17 protein-coding genes and 1 tRNA gene are annotated in these 17578 nt (G+C 67.3%); 6 read left to right on the top strand and 12 right to left on the bottom strand.

The window, feature by feature from the left end; all coding sequences use genetic code 11:
* Positions 1–73 precede the first annotated feature (73 nt).
* The 4 genes from ppdK to H7841_13150 all read right to left on the bottom strand — a co-directional run bounded on the left by ppdK (position 74) and on the right by H7841_13150 (position 6169).
* Positions 74–2695 (bottom strand): pyruvate, phosphate dikinase, encoded by a 2622-nt coding sequence (ppdK, locus tag H7841_13165; protein ID MEO5337823.1) that lies wholly within the window; start codon positions 2693–2695, stop codon positions 74–76.
* Positions 2696–2820: 125 nt separating this feature from the next.
* Positions 2821–4896, bottom strand: a complete 2076-nt coding sequence (gene glyS, locus H7841_13160) for a glycine--tRNA ligase subunit beta (protein ID MEO5337822.1) — start codon at positions 4894–4896, stop codon at positions 2821–2823.
* A 1-nt stretch (position 4897) separates the two neighbouring features.
* Complete coding sequence (locus H7841_13155; protein ID MEO5337821.1) at positions 4898–5776, bottom strand: glycine--tRNA ligase subunit alpha; 879 nt, start codon at positions 5774–5776, stop codon at positions 4898–4900.
* 123 nt (positions 5777–5899) lie between these two features.
* Positions 5900–6169 carry a hypothetical protein gene (locus tag H7841_13150; protein MEO5337820.1) on the bottom strand — a complete coding sequence of 90 codons (270 nt, stop codon included), beginning with the start codon at positions 6167–6169 and terminating at the stop codon, positions 5900–5902.
* A gap of 156 nt (positions 6170–6325) precedes the next feature.
* Here H7841_13150 and H7841_13145 point away from each other — a divergent pair, with 156 nt between their 5' ends.
* Positions 6326–6919: a hypothetical protein gene (locus tag H7841_13145; protein MEO5337819.1), complete on the top strand. Its 594-nt coding sequence runs from the start codon at positions 6326–6328 to the stop codon at positions 6917–6919.
* On the opposite strand, the gene H7841_13140 is transcribed toward H7841_13145, so the two are convergent.
* Both H7841_13140 and H7841_13135 read right to left on the bottom strand, forming a co-directional pair.
* The gene (locus H7841_13140) at positions 6914–7780 is read right to left on the bottom strand and encodes a S49 family peptidase (GenBank protein ID MEO5337818.1); all 867 of its coding nucleotides are present in this window, start codon (positions 7778–7780) and stop codon (positions 6914–6916) included. The genes H7841_13145 and H7841_13140 overlap by 6 nt on opposite strands.
* Positions 7781–7792: 12 nt before the next feature.
* Positions 7793–8521: a methyltransferase gene (locus H7841_13135; protein MEO5337817.1), complete on the bottom strand. Its 729-nt coding sequence runs from the start codon at positions 8519–8521 to the stop codon at positions 7793–7795.
* A gap of 95 nt (positions 8522–8616) precedes the next feature.
* Between H7841_13135 and H7841_13130 the strand changes: the two genes are divergently transcribed.
* From H7841_13130 to H7841_13120, 3 genes are all read left to right on the top strand, one after another.
* The gene (locus tag H7841_13130) at positions 8617–9633 is read left to right on the top strand and encodes a polyprenyl synthetase family protein (protein ID MEO5337816.1); all 1017 of its coding nucleotides are present in this window, start codon (positions 8617–8619) and stop codon (positions 9631–9633) included.
* A gap of 52 nt (positions 9634–9685) precedes the next feature.
* Positions 9686–9762: transfer RNA gene (locus tag H7841_13125), tRNA-Pro, on the top strand.
* Positions 9763–9882: 120 nt separating this feature from the next.
* Complete coding sequence (locus H7841_13120) at positions 9883–10194, top strand: metalloregulator ArsR/SmtB family transcription factor (GenBank protein MEO5337815.1); 312 nt, start codon at positions 9883–9885, stop codon at positions 10192–10194.
* A gap of 12 nt (positions 10195–10206) precedes the next feature.
* On the opposite strand, the gene H7841_13115 is transcribed toward H7841_13120, so the two are convergent.
* Positions 10207–12921: an ATP-dependent DNA helicase gene (locus tag H7841_13115; GenBank protein ID MEO5337814.1), complete on the bottom strand. Its 2715-nt coding sequence runs from the start codon at positions 12919–12921 to the stop codon at positions 10207–10209.
* A 97-nt stretch (positions 12922–13018) separates the two neighbouring features.
* On the opposite strand from H7841_13115, the gene H7841_13110 reads away from it, so the two are divergent.
* Together H7841_13110 and H7841_13105 are read left to right on the top strand one after the other, a co-directional pair.
* Positions 13019–13444: a putative toxin-antitoxin system toxin component, PIN family gene (locus tag H7841_13110; GenBank protein ID MEO5337813.1), complete on the top strand. Its 426-nt coding sequence runs from the start codon at positions 13019–13021 to the stop codon at positions 13442–13444.
* On the top strand, positions 13441–13686 hold the full coding sequence (locus tag H7841_13105; protein MEO5337812.1) for a pilus assembly protein HicB: 246 nt from the start codon (positions 13441–13443) through the stop codon (positions 13684–13686). The genes H7841_13110 and H7841_13105 overlap by 4 nt, the downstream gene beginning before the upstream one ends.
* 3 nt (positions 13687–13689) lie before the next feature.
* Here H7841_13105 and H7841_13100 read toward each other — a convergent pair whose 3' ends face one another.
* From H7841_13100 to H7841_13080, 5 genes are all read right to left on the bottom strand, one after another.
* Positions 13690–14265, bottom strand: a complete 576-nt coding sequence (locus tag H7841_13100; GenBank protein ID MEO5337811.1) for a hypothetical protein — start codon at positions 14263–14265, stop codon at positions 13690–13692.
* Entirely contained in the window at positions 14262–15365 is a 1104-nt protein-coding gene (gene dapE / locus H7841_13095; protein ID MEO5337810.1) for a succinyl-diaminopimelate desuccinylase, read from the bottom strand. The genes H7841_13100 and dapE overlap by 4 nt, the downstream gene beginning before the upstream one ends.
* On the bottom strand, positions 15362–15922 hold the full coding sequence (locus tag H7841_13090) for a hypothetical protein (GenBank protein ID MEO5337809.1): 561 nt from the start codon (positions 15920–15922) through the stop codon (positions 15362–15364). Before H7841_13090 ends, dapE begins: the two co-directional genes overlap by 4 nt.
* Before the next feature lie 88 nt (positions 15923–16010).
* A complete protein-coding gene (locus H7841_13085) occupies positions 16011–17189 on the bottom strand; it encodes an AAA family ATPase (protein ID MEO5337808.1) in 1179 nt (392 codons plus the stop codon).
* Positions 17190–17254: 65 nt separating this feature from the next.
* On the bottom strand, positions 17255–17578 hold a 324-nt coding region (locus H7841_13080; protein ID MEO5337807.1), incomplete at its 5' end, for a 2,3,4,5-tetrahydropyridine-2,6-dicarboxylate N-succinyltransferase.

Genomic DNA, 17578 nt, shown 5'->3' with positions numbered 1-17578 from the left:
GTCCCTGGTGCCAGGATAGCAGAAGGGCGGCGGGATGTCCCGCCGCCCCTTGCCGCCGTTCCGGAAGGCGGGATCAGGCGTTGTTCTCGGCCTTGACGTGCAGGGCCGCCTGGGCCGCCGCCAGGCGCGCGATGGGCACGCGGTAGGGCGAGCAGGAGACGTAGTTCAGCCCCGCCTCGTGGCAGAACTTCACCGAGGCCGGATCGCCGCCATGTTCGCCGCAGATGCCCAGCTTGATGCCCTTGCGGGTCTTGCGACCGCGTTCGGCGGCGATTCGGATCAATTCGCCGACGCCGTCCCGATCCAGGGTGACGAAGGGGTCCTTCTCGATGACGCCTAGGTCGATGTACTTGGTCAGGAAATTGCCCGCGTCGTCGCGCGACAGACCGAAGGTGGTCTGGGTCAGGTCATTGGTGCCGAAGCTGAAGAATTCGGCCGTCTCGGCGATCTCGCCCGCCCTGAGCGCGGCGCGCGGCAACTCGATCATGGTCCCGACCTTGTAGTCCAGCTTGATCTTGGCCTTGGCCATGACCTCCTCGGCGACCCGGCGGACCACCACGGTCATGCGATCCAGTTCCGCCTTGATGCCGACAAGCGGGATCATGACCTCGGGGAACACCTTCTTGCCTTTCTTGGCCAGTTGGCAGGCTGCCTCGAAGATGGCGCGGGCCTGCATCTCGTAGATCTCGGGATAGGTGACCCCCAAGCGGCAGCCGCGATGGCCCAGCATGGGATTGAACTCGTGCAGGGCTTCCGAGGCCTGCTTGATGCGCATCACCGTGGTGCCCGAGGCCGCGGCGACTTCCTTCATTTCCGCATCGGTATGCGGGATGAACTCGTGCAGCGGCGGATCGAGCAGGCGCACCGTAACCGGCAGGCCTTCCATGATGGTGAACAGGTCGACGAAGTCTTTGCGCTGGTACGGCAGCAGCTTGTCCAGCGCCTTGCGGCGGCCCATCTCGTCCTCGGCCAGGATCATCTCGCGCATATGGATGATGCGCTGCGGGTCGAAGAACATGTGCTCGGTGCGGCAGAGCCCGATGCCTTCCGCCCCGAACTCGCGGGCGGTCTTGGCGTCCAGCGGGGTTTCGGCGTTGGCCCGCACACCCAGAGTGCGGATTTCGTCCACCCACTTCATCAGGACGCCGAACTCGCCGGTCATCTTGGGCTGGATGGTCGGCACGGCGCCCACCATCACTTCGCCGGACGAGCCGTCGATGGTCATCACCTCGCCTTCCTTGACCACGGTCTTGCCGACCGAGACGGTCTTGGCCTTGTAGTCGACCTTGAGGTCGCCGGCGCCGGCCACGCAGGGCGTGCCCATACCGCGCGCCACCACGGCGGCGTGGCTGGTCATGCCGCCGCGGGTGGTCAGGATGCCTTCCGCGACGTGCATGCCGCCGATGTCGTCGGGGCTGGTCTCGATGCGCACCAGCAGCACCTTCTCGCCCCGGTGCGCCCAATCCTCGGCGTCGGCGGCGCTGAACACCACCTTGCCGGACGCGGCGCCCGGCGAGGCGGGCAGGCCCTTGGCGATGATCTGCTTCTTGGCCTTCGGATCGAGACGTGGATGCAGCAACTGGTCGATCTGGGCCGGGTCGACGCGGCGCACGGCTTCGGCCTTGTCGATCAGCTTCTCGTTGCACATGTCGACCGCGATCTTCAGCGCGGCGGCGGCGGTGCGCTTGCCGGTGCGGGTCTGGAGCATCCACAGCTTGTTCTGCTGGATGGTGAACTCCATGTCCTGCATGTCCTTGTAGTGCTTTTCCAGCTTGGCGCGCACGGCGTCCAGTTGCTTGTAGACGACGGGCATGACCTCTTCCATGGACGGCAGCTTGGAGCCCTGGAGCTTCTTCTCGTAGACGGTCAGGCATTGCGGGGTGCGGATGCCGGCCACCACGTCCTCGCCCTGGGCGTTGACCAGATACTCGCCGTAGAAGTGCTTGTCGCCGGTGGACGGATTGCGGCTGAAACAGACGCCGGTGGCGCAGTCCTCGCCCATGTTGCCGAACACCATGGATTGCACGTTGACGGCGGTGCCCCAGCTTTCCGGAATGTCGTGCAGCTTGCGGTAAGTGATGGCGCGCTGGTTCATCCAGCTGCCGAACACGGCGCCGACGGCGCCCCAGAGCTGTTCCTTCGGATCGGTCGGGAAGGGCTTCTTCTGGATCTTCTTGACGGTCGCCTTGTAGGCCTTGACCATTTCCTTCCAGTCGTCGGCCTTCATGTCGGTGTCGAGGCGGTAGCCCTTCTTCTCCTTGTGGTCGGAGAGGATCTCCTCGAAATTATGATGGTCGATGCCCAGCACCACGTTGGAATACATGGTGATGAAGCGCCGGTAGCTGTCGTAGGCGAAGCGGGGATCGTTGCTGTTCTTGACCAGTCCCTCGACGGTCTCGTCGTTCAGGCCCAGGTTCAGCACGGTATCCATCATGCCGGGCATGGAAGCCCGGGCACCCGAGCGCACGGAAACCAGCAACGGATTCTTGGGGTCGCCGAACTTCTTGCCCAGCACCTTCTCCATCCAGGCGACGGCGTCGGTCACCTGCTTTTCCAGGTCGGCCGGATAGGTCTGCTTGTTCTGGTAGAAGAAGGTGCAAAGCTCGGTGGTGATGGTGAAGCCCGGCGGCACCGGCAGGCCGATGCCGGCCATCTCGGCCAAATTGGCGCCCTTGCCGCCCAGCAAATTCTTCATGTCGGCGCGGCCTTCGGCCCCGCCGTCGCCGAAGCGGTAGACCCACTTGGTTCCCTTGGCGCCCGGCTTGGCCTTGGCGGCGGCCTTGGGCTTCGCGGCGGTCTTGGTTTTCGTCGTGGCTTTGGTCATGACGTCTGTCCCCCTTCGATTCGGGAAAAATCGGCGACCCCGGCTAGGGCCGATCGGATGTACGAGAGCAGTCGCAAGCGGTTGGTCCGCAAGTCCTTGTCGTCACTGTTGACGGTGACGTGGTCGAAAAACGCGTCCACCGGCTGGCGCAGGCGGGCGAGCGCCGCCATGGCCTCGGCGAATCGTTCCTCTTCGAGAGCGGCGGCGCTCAGGCGGCGTGTGTCCGCCAGGGCCGCGAAAAGGGTCTTTTCCTCGTCCTGGGCGAGGCGGGATTCGTCGGCCGCCTCGTCGTAGGAACGGCCGTCCTTCTTTTCCTCGATGCGCAGGATGTTGGCGGCTCGGCGAAAGGCGACGAGCAGGTTGGCGCCGTCGTCGGAATCGAGGAATTGCTTCAGGGCCTCGACACGGGCCAGCAGGCGCACCAGGTCGTCTTCCCCGCCCACCGCGAAGACGGCGGCGACGAGGTCGTGGCGCACGCCCTTTTCCTTCAGGTGGACCTTCAGGCGGTCGGCGAAGAAATCGAGCAAGTCGGCCCCTTGGGCCGCAGCTTCGCTCGCCCCCGCGTAGCCGGCGCGGGCGTCGGCGAAGGCCTGCAGCAGCGGCAGGCGCAGCCCGTTCTCGATCACCAGGCGGATGACGCCCAGGGCGGCGCGGCGCAGCGCGAAGGGGTCCTTGGAGCCGGTGGGCTTCTCGCCGATCATCCAGAAGCCCGCCAGGGTGTCCAGCTTGTCGGCCAAGGCCACGGCGACGCTGACCGGCTTGGTTGGGCAGCGGTCGTTGGGACCCAGCGGGGAATAGTGCTCGGCGACGGCTTCGGCCACCTCGGTATGCTCGCTGTCGGCCAGGGCGTAGTAGCGGCCCATGATGCCCTGCAGTTCGGGGAACTCGCCCACCATGCCGGACGCCAGGTCGGCCTTGGACAGTCCGCCGGCCCGCATGGCGAGCGTCCGGTCGGCGCCGTCGATGTAGTGGCAGAGCCGCCCGGCCAGTTCGGAAATGCGCTTGGCCTTGTCGGCCATGGAGCCCAGCCCGGCGTAGAAGATGCGGTCCCCCAGGGCGGGCAGGCGGCTTTCCAGGCGGTTCTTGCGGTCCTGGTCCCAGAAGAACTTGGCGTCCGACAGGCGGGCGCGCAGCACGCGCTCGTTACCGGCGATGACGTGGCGGTTGTCTTCGGCGGCTTCCGTGTTGGCGACGACGATGAACACGGGGGCCAGGGTGCCGTCCTGGTCGAGCACCGAGAAATACTTCTGGTGCGCCCGCATGGCGGTGGTCAGCACCTCGGGCGGTACGTCCATGAAGGCCACGTCGATATGGCCCATCAGCACCACCGGCCATTCCACCAATCCGGTCACCTCGTCCAGCAGGCCTTCGTCGCGCTTCAGCCGGAAGCCGCGGGATTCGGCGAGGCGCTCCGCCTCCTTGAGGATCAGGGCGCGGCGTTCGCCGGCGTCCAGGATCACCTTGGCGGCGCGGAGTTTGGCTTTGTAGCCGGCGAAGTCCGTCACGGTAAAAGCGTCGGGGGCCAGGAAGCGATGGCCGCGCGTCGTCTCGCCGGCCCGTACCGCCCCGAAGGAGACGGGTGCCACCGTGCCGTCGAACAGGCAGACGATGCTGTGCAGCGGTCGCACCCAGCGTTCCGGGTTGGCGCCCCAGCGCATGGACTTGGGCCAGGGCAGGTCGGCCATGGCCTTTTCCAGGATGGCGGGCAGCACGGCGGCGGTGGGCCCGCCCTTCTTCTCGATGACCGCGAACCAGAAGACGCCCTTGCCGGTATCGCGCTTTTCGCACTGGTCCAGGGTCAAGCCGGACGACTTGAGGAAGCCGTCGATGGCGTTCTGCGGAGCATCCACGCGGGGGCCGCGCTTCTCCTCCCGCACGTCGGGCTGGGCGGTGGGCAGGCCGTCCACCGCCAGAGCCAGGCGGCGCGGGGTGACATGACTTTCCGCCTTGGCGAAGGCGAGACCGGCGGCCTTCAGGCCTTCGGTCACCAGACGCTTCAGGTCGTCCGCCGCGCGGGCCTGCATGCGGGCCGGGATTTCCTCGGAATAGAGTTCGAGCAGCAGTTCGGCCATCTCAGGCTCCATGTCCCCGGCTCTTCAGCCAGGTTTCGCAGCAGCCCTTGGCCAGCGCGCGGACGCGGCCGATGTAGGAGGCGCGCTCGGTGACGCTGATCGCCCCGCGGGCGTCCAGCAGGTTGAATCGGTGGCTGGCCTTGACGCACTGGTCATAGGCCGGCAGGGCAAGCCCCTTGTCGAGTATGGCTTGGCATTCCTTTTCCGCATCGACGAAGTGGCGGAACAGCATCTCGGTGTCGGCGTGTTCGAAGTTGTAGGCCGACTGTTCCCGTTCGTTCTGCAGGAAGACGTCGCCGTAGGAGACCCCGGCGCCGTTGAAGTCCAGGTCGTAGACGTTCTCGACGCCCTGGATGTACATGGCCAGACGTTCCAGGCCGTAGGTGATTTCGGCGGCGACCGGGTTGCATTCGAAGCCGCCCACCTGCTGGAAATAGGTGAACTGGGTGACTTCCATGCCGTCGCACCAGACTTCCCAGCCCAGGCCCCAGGCGCCCAGCGTCGGGCTTTCCCAGTCGTCTTCCACGAAGCGGATGTCGTGCAGCGCGGGATCGATGCCCAGGTGTTTGAGGCTCGCCAGATACAAGTCGAGCACGTCGGCCGGCGAGGGCTTCAGGATCGCCTGGAACTGGTAATAGTGCTGCAGCCGGTTGGGGTTCTCGCCGTAGCGGCCGTCGGTGGGCCGGCGCGAAGGCTGCACGTAGGCCGCCTTCCAGGGCTCCGGCCCCAGGGCGCGCAAGGTCGTGGCGGGATGGAAGGTGCCGGCCCCCACTTCCATGTCGAAGGGTTGCAGGATCACGCAGCCGCGTTCCGCCCAAAAGGTCTGGAGGGCCAGGATAAGCGACTGGAAACTCGGCCTCTTCTTGACGTCGCCCCCCATGCGTCCCCCTGTCCGGGTTGTTGCGCTGCAGCACGCTGGAAACGACTGTACCGGCCGCTTTGGAAACGGTCAAGCCGGGGAAAGGCCTATTCCTCGGTCGAGACGAGAAGAAGGTGCACCGATCTACCTGGGATAGGGGCAGTCGCCACGGCCGCAGGCGCGGGCGCCGCGGGCCATCACGTAGGTGCCGCAGGCGGGGCAGGCCTTCATGTCCTCGACGTCCTCGGCGGGCGGCGGCGCTGCTGCGGCGCGGACGAACGGATTGCCGGGCCGGATCGGCTTGCGTTCGGCGGCCCGCACTTCCCCAAGGCGGTTGATCCACTTGTAGCCGTACCAGACCGCCAGGATGGCCGCCAGGGTGAAGAGTATCTTGGTGATGCTGAAGCCGAACATGACCGTCTTTGTAGAGGCGGGACGGCGGCAAGGTCAAGGCGGGCCCTTGCCGATGTCGCAATATTGTTGGTTGATGTGCTTTTGTATGACATACTCTTATCGTGTGCGCGACCATGGGATTGAATGTCACGCGATGCATAGATCGGGGAAATAGCCATGCCGAACGTCGACGTTACACAGCCTCTCGCGACGCGGGTCGCGACCTTCTGGGACCTTTTGGGCCAGATGTCGGCCGATCTGGATGGCGCCAGCCAGCCGGCCGCTCAGGACAACGCCAAGCGCTTCCTTCTGCACGTCGCGGCGCACGAGGGGGCGATGATCTCGTTGCGGGAGCAGATGGCCGGCGGCCCGGCCCGCAGCTTCTTCCAGTTCGAGGCCCATCGTGCCAAGGACACCCTGACTTATGCGCAGCCGCGGCCCTTCATGGCCAAGCTGGCGGCGGTCGGGGGATGTTCCGTCGACGATCTGGCGGCGGCGACGGCCGCGCTGCCCAGCTATGGGACGCCGGACGCGCCTTTCTTCCCCGACGGCAACTTGGTGCAGGATCTGCTGGCCGGCAACGACCTGTTCGGCATCTATCTGGCGCGCGTCGCCTTCAAGAAGATTCCGGCGGCCATTCCGGTCGGCAACGCCGCCCATGGCCAGTACTGGTACCAGTACTGGAAGGTGAGCGGCGGCGATCCGAGCCAACTGGTCGCCACCTTCGCCCAGGAGGCGGACAAAGTGGACGCCGCCATCCCGGTGTTATAGACCGAACCGACTCCAGGCGGCGCGTTCCTCCAGGGAAGCCAGCAGGCCGTCGGTCCAGTCGGCGGGGAAGCTGCCGGCCGGGCCGCGCCAGGACCGCCACCAGGGGCGCCGCTCGCCTATCGGGCGCAGGCGGACCTTGTCGCCGTACTCGGCCCGCAGGACCGTGCGCAGGTCGCCCAGGCCGTCGACCAGGCCCAGGGCGAGGGCTTGGCCGCCGGTCCAGAAATCGCCCCCGAACAGGATATCGTCGGAGGCCTTCAGCCTGCCCCCGCGGCGTTCCTTCACCCAGGTGATGAAGGCCGCGTGCATGTCTGCCTGTATGGATGCCAGATGGGTCAGGTCCTCCGGCTTCTCGCGCAGGAAGGGGTCGTGTTGGGCCTTGCGGTTGCCGGCGGTGTAAAGCCGCCGCTCGATGCCCAGGCGGCGCAACAGGTCGGGGAAGCCGAAGCCCGAGGTCACGACCCCGATGGAACCGACGATGGAGGCGGGCTCGGCATAAAGCTTGTCGGCCGCAGCGGCCAGCCAGTAGCCGCCGGACGCCGCCACGTCTTCCGCGAAGGCGTAGACCGGCAGGCCCTTTTCCGCCGCCAGGGCGCGGATGCGCTTGGCGATCAGGGCCGATTGGACCGGCGAGCCGCCCGGCGAGTTGACCGCCAGGGCTACGGCGCTCAGATCGGGCAGGTTGAAGGCGCGGTCCAGCACCCCGGCGAGGCCCGCCAGGGACAGGCCGCGATGGAAGCCGCCCGGCCGCAGGATGACGCCGTCCAGCCGCACCACCGCCACCACCGGCGGCGGGTTGCGGAAGCGGGCAAGCGGCAGCAACGCCAGGGCGGAACGGAAAAGCGAACGGCGGGGCGGCATGGAACGATCCTTTCAGGTCAGCGGCGCGCCATCGCGCAGAATGGCTTCCGCCTCGGGGGTGTAGCGGCCATCGGCCTGGTGCAGGACCAGGCCCGGATGGAGGACCAGCGGTGCCCGGCCATCCTTGCGGACGCGGACGATCACCCGCCTGGCCGGCTTGCCGGCGCCCGGCCAGAGCGGCAGAACCTCCAGGCTTCCCGCCAAGCCGGCCAGCAGCTGGTCCAGGCGGTCGGCGCGATGGACCAGGGTGAGCCAGCCCTTGGACTTGAGGAATCCCATGCCGGCCGCCAGCCAATCCCCCAGCACCGCTTCGCCCTCCACGTGGGCGGCCGCCTTGCCGACATGGGGCGGTGGTGGCCCCTGGCCGGTTTCCTGGAACGGCGGGTTCATGATGACTTGGTCGAAGCTTTCCGGAGCGAGATCGGCAGGTGGGTGCAGCAGGTCGCCATCCAGGATTTCGACTCGATCCCCCAGCCCGTTGGCCGCCGCGTTGTGACGCGCGAGGTCCGCCATGTCGGGCTGCAGTTCCAATCCGACGACGACCGCCTCCTGGACGCGCCAAGCCAGACAAAGCGCCGCCGCCCCGGCGCCGCAACCCAGGTCGAGAACCCGCTGGCCGGGGCGGACCGGGGCCGCCGCGGCCAGCAGGACGGGATCGATGGCGGCCCGGTAGCCGGCGCGCGGCTGACGCAGACGGACCCGTCCGCCTAGCAGCCCATCCTCGGAAAAGGCCTCCGACATGCGATTCTCCCGTTTGCGGGCTTGACCGAACCCAAGGACGATTCCTATGCTCCTTCGTTAATACAAGGCGCGTCAAGCACCGGGAGGATCAATTCGTGGGTGTCGTCGTCAGTCTCGACAAGGAGCGCGAGAAGAAGCCGTCGCTGGACAGCCTGACCACCCTGGTGGCCGAGGACCTGAAGCTGGTCAACCAGCAGATCCTCCAGCGCATGGACAGCCCCGTGCCCATGATTCCGCAACTCGCCACCCATGTCATCGCGGCGGGGGGAAAGCGGTTGCGGCCGGTGCTCACCCTGGCCGCGGCCCGGCTCTGCGGTTATCGCGGCAGCCGGCACATCAAGCTGGCCGCCTGCGTCGAATTCATTCACACCGCCACCTTGCTGCACGACGACGTGGTCGACGAAAGCCTATTGCGGCGGGGCCTGGCCTCGGCCAACGCGGTGTTCGGCAACAAGGCCAGCGTGCTGGTGGGCGATTTCCTGTTCAGCCGTTCCTTCCAGTTGATGGTGGAGGACGGCTCGCTCAAGGTTCTGGCCATCCTGTCGGGGACCTCGGCCACCATCGCCGAGGGCGAGGTCATGCAGTTGATGACCGCCAACGACACGGAAACCGGCGAAAGCGCCTATCTGGACGTCATCAAGGGCAAGACGGCCGCCCTGTTCGCCGCGGCCTGCCGGATCGGCGCCGTGGTGGCGGAACGCCCGCCGGTGGAAGAAGACGCCCTCGATTCCTACGGCATGAACCTGGGCATCGCCTTCCAGTTGATCGACGACGTGCTCGACTATTCGGCCAAGCAGGCCGAACTGGGCAAGGCGGTGGGCGACGACTTCCGCGAGGGCAAGATCACCCTGCCGGTGGTGCTGGCCTTCCGGCGGGGCGACGCGGAAGAACGTGCCTTCTGGAAGCGCACCCTGGAAGACCTGGACCAGTCGGACGTCGATCTGGAACGGGCCATCGGCCTGATGCAGAAGCACAACGCGCTGGCCGACACGGTGGAACGGGCCCGCCACTACGGGGCCATCGCCCGCGACGCCCTGGGCATCTTCCCCGACGCTCCGGAAAAGCAGGCCCTCCTGGACCTGCTGGCCTTCAGCATCGAACGGGCCTATTGATGGGCTTGCCCTCCCGGCGACGGGACGCTATATAACCGCCTCCCGAACCGGACGGAGTGTAGCTCAGCCTGGTAGAGCACTAGCTTCGGGAGCTAGGGGCCGGAGGTTCGAATCCTCTCACTCCGACCAATCAAGGGCGGCGGTTGTCCAGGGGACGGCCGCCGTCTTTTCGTTCGCGACGGCGGTGTTCATGAAATTTTCATCCGGTCATCACAGCCGGGCCGCGCGGATGCTGCTATAACCGGGGGCATGGAAAACGACTTCGCATGCGTGGCCGACGCCATCGGCCATTCCACCCGTACCCGCATCCTCCGCCACCTGGAGACCGGGGAAGCCAGCACGGCCCAGCTTCGCGAGGCCCTGGACCTGGCCCCGGCCACCGTCAACCGCCACCTGACCATCCTGCGCCGCGCCGGACTGGTGTTCATCCGCCACGAAGGGCGCCGTACTTTCTGCCGGCTGGCCGACCATTCCCGCAATCCCCACGTCCGGCCCGCCCTCTGGCAGGTCCTGGCGGGCCTGGAAAGCCGCGCCCCCGCCGCCCCGCCGCCCGCCGCCTGATCGTCCGTCCTGTCAGGTTCCCAGGAAGTCCCGCGTTTCGGCGATGGCGTCCTTCAGGCCCATGCGGCGCAGCAGCACGCCCGGCGGGAAGGCGTCGGCGAGCCGCGACGGCATGGCCCGGTCCAGCATCACGAAGACGCCCCGGTCGTCGGCGCGCCGCACCAGGCGCCCGAAGGCCTGCTTGAGGCGCAGGCGGGTCTGGGCCTCTTCGTAGGCGCGCCCGCCGAACATCTGGCGTCGCGCCTTGAAGACGATGTCGGGGCGCGGCCAGGGCACCCGGTCGAAGACGATCAGGCGCAGCGATCGCCCCGGCACGTCCACCCCGTCGCGCACCGCATCCGTCCCCAGCAGGCAGGTGTTTTCCTCGGCGCGGAAGATGTCGATCAGGGTGCCGGTGTCCATCTCGTCCATATGCTGGGCCAGCAAGGGGATGCCCGCTTCCTCCAGGGCCGGCGCGATGCGCTCGTAGGTGTGGCGCAGGCGCGAGATGGCGGTGAACAGGCCCAGCCCGCCGCCTCCCGCCGCCAGGAACAGCTCGCGGAAGGCGGAAGCCACCTGGGCCGGGTCATCGCGGTCCAGGTCGCTCACCACCAGCACCCGGGTATGGGCGGGGTAGTCGAAGGGCGAAGGCACGGCGGCGCAGACCGCCTCGCTGCGCAGGTGGCTGGCGCCGGTGCGCTGGCGCGCCGCTTCCCAGCCTTCCTCTTCCGCCAGATCGCGGAGCGTCGCCGAGGTGACGAGGGTGCCGTGCGCCTGTTCCAGCACCGCCCCGGCAAAGGGAATGGTGGGGTCGACCCAGTGGCGGTGGAAGCCCAGGTCGCGGTCCTGGCCGCCCGCCCGCTCGATGCCGAACCAGTCCACGTATTCGGGCGGGGTGAACTGTTGCAGGGCCGCCAGCATGGACCGCCAGGCCTCGGCCTGCTGGATGCCGCGCCTTTCCAGGGTGCGACGGGTGGATTCGATGCGCAGGCGGGTGGCGGTTTCCAGGTCCGCCGCTTCGCGGTCCAGCAGCGCCGCCAGCCCCTGGATCAGGGTCCGCAGCGGCCCCAGCAGGCGCCCCAGGGCGGTATCCAGTTCGATGGCCGCCTCGATCAGGCCGGGCACCGGGGGATGGACCGGCGCTTCCAGGCTGTAGGCGGACCGGGCGTCGGCGGCCCGGGCGTAGACCTGCTCGCGCACCAGGGACAGGAACTTCTCGGCCGGCCCCACCGGTGCGCCGCCCTTCAGCCGCTGGTGCCAGGCCGGTCCGGGCAGGGCGCGGGCGGCGCCGGCGATTTCGTCCAGAGCCTCGATGGCCGCCGGGTCGTCGCCCACCAGGTCGCCCAGGCGGGTCTTCAGCCCGCGCGAGCGCGACCGCGATCCTTCCTCCGCCCCCAGGAACCAGCGCCGCAGGTCGGCGGTCTCCATGCCGGTCAGATGGGCGGAAAAGGCGGCGTCGGCGGCGGTGAAGACGTGATGGCCCTCGTCGAACACCAGGCGGGTGGGCAACAGGCCTTCCTCGCCGCCGCCCAGGGCCGCCTGGACCATCACCAGGGCGTGGTTGGCGACCACGATTTCCGCCCGCCGGGCCTTGCGCACCGTGCGTTCGATGAAGCATTTGCGGTAATGGGAGCAGGCCGAGAAGATGCATTCGCCGCGGGTGTCGGTCAGATCGAGGGTGAGGCCGCGCCCCACCAGGTCGACCAGCCAGGCCGGGAAGTCGCCGCCGATCATGTCGCCGTCGCGCGTCGCCTGGGCCCAGCGGGCCATCAGGCCCAGGCCCACGCCGTCGGCGGCGGCGCGATTGACCGCTTCTTCGAAATTCAGCAGGCACAGGTAGTTCTCGCGCCCCTTGCGCACCACCGCCTTGCGGGCCTTCAGGTGGGGATCGGGGTAGAGCCGGTCCAGTTCGGCATCCAACTGGCGCTGCAGGTTGCGGGTGAAGGTGCTGATCCAGACCGTGCCCTTGTTCTTTTCCGCCCAGACGCTGGCCGGGGCGATGTAGCCCAGCGTCTTGCCGACGCCGGTTCCGGCTTCGGCCAGTACGACGCGCGGCTCGCCCGCCTTGTCGCGGGGCAGGAAGGCCTTCGCCGCCGCTTCCGCGTAGTCGGCCTGCTGGGGCCGCTTTTCCGCCTTCGAGCCCAAAAGCTTGACCAGGCGGGCGCGGGCTTCCACCGCTTCCACCGGCCAGTGGCCGTCGGGGGGCTCGGGCGTGAAGTCGGACCATTCGGGCAGCCGGTCCCAGATGCGCAGGCCGCCCGCTTGGCTCTTGGCGTGGGGCTCGCGGTCGGCGCCGAGGGCGGCCAGCACCGACGGCCCCCAGGACCAGCCGGCCCGCGCCATGGTCCAGGCGATGCGCGCGCCGTGCTGTTGGCCGGCCAGATCTTCCAGCAGGCGCTGCGCCGCCCGGTAAAGGGAGGCGGCCTCCTGCTCCAGATTGGCCGGCAGGGGCAGATCGAGGGCTTGCGCCAGGCCGCGTGGCGTCGGCAGGCAGAAGCGCGCCGGGCGGACGAAGGCGAACAGTTCCAGCAGATCGAGGACGCGCGGCGGCCCGCCCTTCAGGCGCTTGGCCAGGCTGGGGAAATGGCAGACCAGCGGCGGCCGTTCCCAGGACATGCGGCGGGCGGCATCGCGATGCGCCAGCGACTCGACGCGCCCGTCCGGCTCCAGCCACACCGCGCCGCGCACCCCCGCCACCAGTGCGGGCGCATCGGGCAGCCGGACGATGGGGGCGGGCCGGGTGTGCATGGCGGTACTATAGGCCATTCGGCGGCGGGAGACAGGGGGGGAAGACCAAGAGGCAATTCCGTTGATATATCCCATGAGATGTCACATACTATGAAGCATGAATCGGGTCGTTCTCGACACTTCCGTGGTCGCCGCGGGTTTGCGCAGCCGCACCGGGGCGTCCAACGTGGTGTTGCGGCTGGTGGCCGAACGGGAATTGGTTCCCCTGGCGACGCCATCCTTGTTTCTGGAATACGAGGATGTGCTCAAGCGTCCGGAACAACGGCTGGGGCATGGGTTGGGGCTGGCCGAAATCGACCGCTTCCTGGCTGCGCTTGCCAGCGCGGTGGAACCGGTGGAAGTTCATTTCCGGTGGCGACCGCAGTTGGCGGACCCGGCCGACGAACTGGTTCTCGAGGCGGCCGTCAACGGCCGTGCCGACTCCCTGCTCACCCACAACCTGCGGGATTTCGCGGGCGTGGCCGAGCGATTCGGGATTCGGGTGCTGCGGCCGGGCGAATTCTTGCAGGCGAGGACATCATGAGCAAGGCGACCTACCCCCTGAAGCTGCCGACCTCGGTAAAGCGGGCGGCCCAGCGCTTGGCCCGCGAGGACGGTGTTTCGCTCAACCAGTGGATCGCTGCGGCGGTCGCCGAAAAGGTGGGGGCGGTCGAGACGGCGGCGCTGTTCTTCAAACGCCATGCCGGCGATGCGCGGCCGGAAGACATGCTGCCTTTCCTCGATGCGGCTCCGGACGGGCCGCCTTCTCCCGAGGACCACATATAGCGCTCAGCGCAGCATCCCGCCCGCCACCGCGTTGATGACCAGACCCAGCATGAAGTCGAGGGCGACCACGCCGGCGGCGGTGGCGGGGGGCAGGTCGAAGGCGACGCGGGCGATGAACCAATTGTAGGCCAGGATCAGGCTGAGCGCGATCAAGGCCAGCAGGGCCGTCGGGTCGCGGGCCAGCAGGCCCACCGCGTTCAGCATCAGGATCGGCAGGTAGACCCCGTTCTGCAGCACCGAGGCCCAGTTGTAGGCGACGATGAAGCCCGGATAGCGCTCGCCCTTGTCGAACAGGCGGGCGATTTCCAGGGCGATCACGGGAAACAGCAGCCACTGCACGGCGTAGGCCGCCAACTCGATGCCCAGGTAGCGGAGGAAGGGAACCTCCTCGCCCACCGCCCCGGCCGAAAAGCGCAGCAGCAGCATGGCGAGGAACAGCGGCAGCACCAGGCCGGCCGCCCAGAAGGAGCGCCAGAATCCGCCCAGGGAGGTGTCGAACCAAGCCATCCCGGAGGCATCCATCTGCGCCAGCCGCCAGGCGCCATAGAGCGAACGGACGACTTCGGCCCCGGAAATCATCGCGAAAAGAAGCCTTCCAGCACCGCCTCGTAGATGGCGGCGAGGGCCTCGATATCGGCCGCGGGGACGTTTTCGTCCACCTTGTGGGCGCTCTCGCCCACCATGCCGAATTCCACCACCGGGGCCATGTCCTTGATGAAGCGGGCGTCCGAGGTGCCGCCCGAGGTGCTGAGTTCGGGGTGAAGCCCGGTAACCTCGTGCACGGCCCGGCCGATCAGGTCGCTCAAGAGCCCGGGCGGAGTGAGGAAGGACTCGCCGGAAACGTCGAAGGCCAGGTCGTACCGCCCGCCGATGCGCTCGCAGCGTTTCCCGATCCAGTCCTTCAGCGAGGCCCCGCTAATGACGTTGGTGGCCGGGTTGCCCACGTCGACCGAGGTGACCGCCAGGGTGGAGGCCTCGAAATGCTCCGACCCCCGGTCGAGGGGATCGTCCACCATCGCCAGCAGCATGCGCATCAGGCGGGGAATGGGATTGTCGGCCCGCTGCGGATAGCCCACGTGGCCCTGCACCCCATGCACGGTGAGCGCCGCGTTGATGCTGCCGCGCCGGCCGATCTTCATCATTTCCCCCAGGCGGGAGGGGCAGGTGGGCTCGCCCACCAGGCAGGCGTCCATGGCCTCGCCCTTGGCGCGCATCCAGGACAGCATCTTGGGCGTGCCGTTGATCGCCGGGCCTTCCTCGTCGCCGGTTATCAGCAAGGAGATGGAGCCGCCGAAGTCCGGTCCCCGCCGGGCGATGAACCGGCCGGCCGCCGCCGCGAAGCAGGCCACCGCCGCCTTCATGTCGGAAGCGCCGCGGCCGTAGAGCCTGCCGTCCTTCACCTCGCCGCCGAAGGGATCGACGGTCCAGGCGCCCGCGTCGCCCACCGGCACCACGTCCGTATGGCCGGCGAAGCAGAACACCGGACCGGAGGTGCCGATGCGGGCATAGAGGTTGTCGACGTCCGGCGTCCCTTCCTGGCTGAACGGCAGGCGGGTGCAGGCGAAGCCCAGGGGCTTCAGGGACTGTTCCAGCACCCCCAGCGCCCCGCCTTCCGCGGGCGTCACGGAAGGACAGCGGATCAGGGCCTGGGCGAGAGCGAGGGGGGAGAGGGGAGTCATGCGAATGCAGCGATCCGGGTCTTGAGGCTGCCCAGATCCTCGGGGCAAAGGGCGACGATGCGGTCTATCCGGCGGGCGGCCTCCTCGGCAAGGGCTTTCCGCCCGCCGCCGGGGCCCGAGGCAACGCCTCGGTCTCTGGCGAAGGGCTCGAAATAGACTTCCTTCACCTGGGTTTCACCACGAATGGCGGCCCATTGCCAATCCTTGGGCAGGTCGTGACCGGCCAAAACCCAAGCCTCCAACTCCTGCCAGGCGTTCTCGGCGATCAGGACGGCGGGCGACGCCTCCCCCTCCAGTTCGTTCAGACGGCCGCGTCGGCCCGGCAGGCCGTCCCGGTCGACGCAGAGGAGGAAGAGGTCGACCATCCCCCGGTAGCGTTCCAGGATTTCGGCGATCCGCTCGGACTTCAGGGCCTCCGCGACCCCGCCCAGCAACGGGTCCTTGCAGACCTCGACCTTGGCCCTCGGCTTCCCGAGAACTTCCAGCAGTGCCTTGACGATGGGCTTCAGGATGTACTGGTCCTTGCGGAAGTCCTCCGGGATGACGAGCACCCTCATGCCGAAGGTTCCTCGTCCGCGTCGGTGAAGGCGACCGCGTCCTCCAGCCAGCCGGAGGCGTAAAGCCGCCGCAGGTCCTGCTTCCGGATCAGCTCCGCGGCGCCGGGAATGTCGACGATCCGTTTGATGCGGCCTTCCGGGTGATCCGGCAGGCGATACACCAACGAGGCATGCTGAAGCGAATCCGGTTCGCCACCACCTGCTCGATCAGTTGCAGCAGCAGGTGCAGGCGGGCCGGATGGATGCCGTTGTCGATCTCTTCGAAGAAGTAGAACGACGCCGGATGCGGCCCCAGCAGGGCGGCGATAATGGCGAGGAAGCGCAGGGTGCCGTCGGAGGCGCTGTAGGCGGTGATCTTGCGACCGGAGCGTTCCACCAGCATCAGCATGATGCGGCCGGTGGGATCGGCCGGGAACTCGAAATCGGCGGCGTCCATGGGAGTCAGTTCGCGCACCCAGTCCAGCAGGGTCGCCTTGCTTGTCTCGTCCTGGCAGATGGCGTGCAGCACCGAGGCCAGGTTCTCCCCTCGGTCGCCCAGGATGGTCTGGCCGGGAAGGGACGGCCGGCGCATGGCTTCCGGATTGAGGTCGAGGAAACGCATGCTGCCGAGCTCATGCCGCACACGAACACCTGCTTCGGGATCGCCGATGAACTTCGCTCCTTCATCTAGAACCATTGAGAGGATCGGACCGGACTCCCGAATTTCGATCACGTTCCCCAATGAACCAAGCAAGGTAGCGGCAACCGCATACACCATCGTGGCTGTGGCTGCATATGCTGGCGAAGTCCCGCTTCCCATGGCGTAGGCTTGGAATGCAAAATGGCCGCCTCCTTGAGGAGATCCAAGATTTGCAAGAGGGAAGTACAATGATTCATAAATTGTTCTCGGGGATTCTCCGGAAACATCTGCAGTTACTCGAATATTATATTCGAATTCACGATAATTTTCAGAGGTAACAACATTTGTTATGAGCGAGGCGTCGCATCGTGCTTCGACATCTATTCGAAGAAAATGCTTCGAATCAAAAAATATTTCTCGATTTCCTCCGCGAATTCCGGCCCAGATCTGCTCCCCGCCCGGTCCGTACTTTTCCCCGATGATCTCGGCCAGGGAGTAGCCGCGCGAGATGCCGTGCAGGAAGCGGAGTGCGTCACGGATATTGCTTTTTCCCGCCGCGTTGGCGCCGACGAGAACCGTCAGCGGCCCCAGGTCCAGGGTCGCCTTGCGGAAGTTCTTGAAGCCTTCGAGTTCCAGCCGCGTCAGCATCGGCGGGCCTCCGGGTGAAAGACCGGATCACTCTAGTTCAGGCCTGCCGCCCCGGCAATCGGGGATCAATCCCTGAGCAGCTCGTTGATCGAGGTCTTGGAGCGGGTCTTCTCGTCGACCTTCTTGACGATCACGGCGCAGTAGAGGCTGGGGCCGGGGGTGCCGTCGGGGAAGGGCTTGCCGGGCATGGCGCCCGAGACCACCACCGAATAGGCAGGCACGCGGCCGTAGTGCACCTCGCCGGTCGCCCGGTCGACGATCTTGGTGGAAGCGCCGATATAGACGCCCATCGAAAGCACCGAGCCTTCCTCGACCACCACGCCTTCCGCCACTTCGGCACGGGCGCCGATGAAGCAGTTGTCCTCGATGATGACCGGGCCGGCCTGCAG

The sequence above is a fragment of the Magnetospirillum sp. WYHS-4 genome, assembly GCA_039908345.1.
Taxonomy (GTDB): domain Bacteria; phylum Pseudomonadota; class Alphaproteobacteria; order Rhodospirillales; family GLO-3; genus JAMOBD01.
Note: the sequence above shows the minus strand (reverse complement) of the source record. Positions and strands in the feature narration are given on the sequence as shown.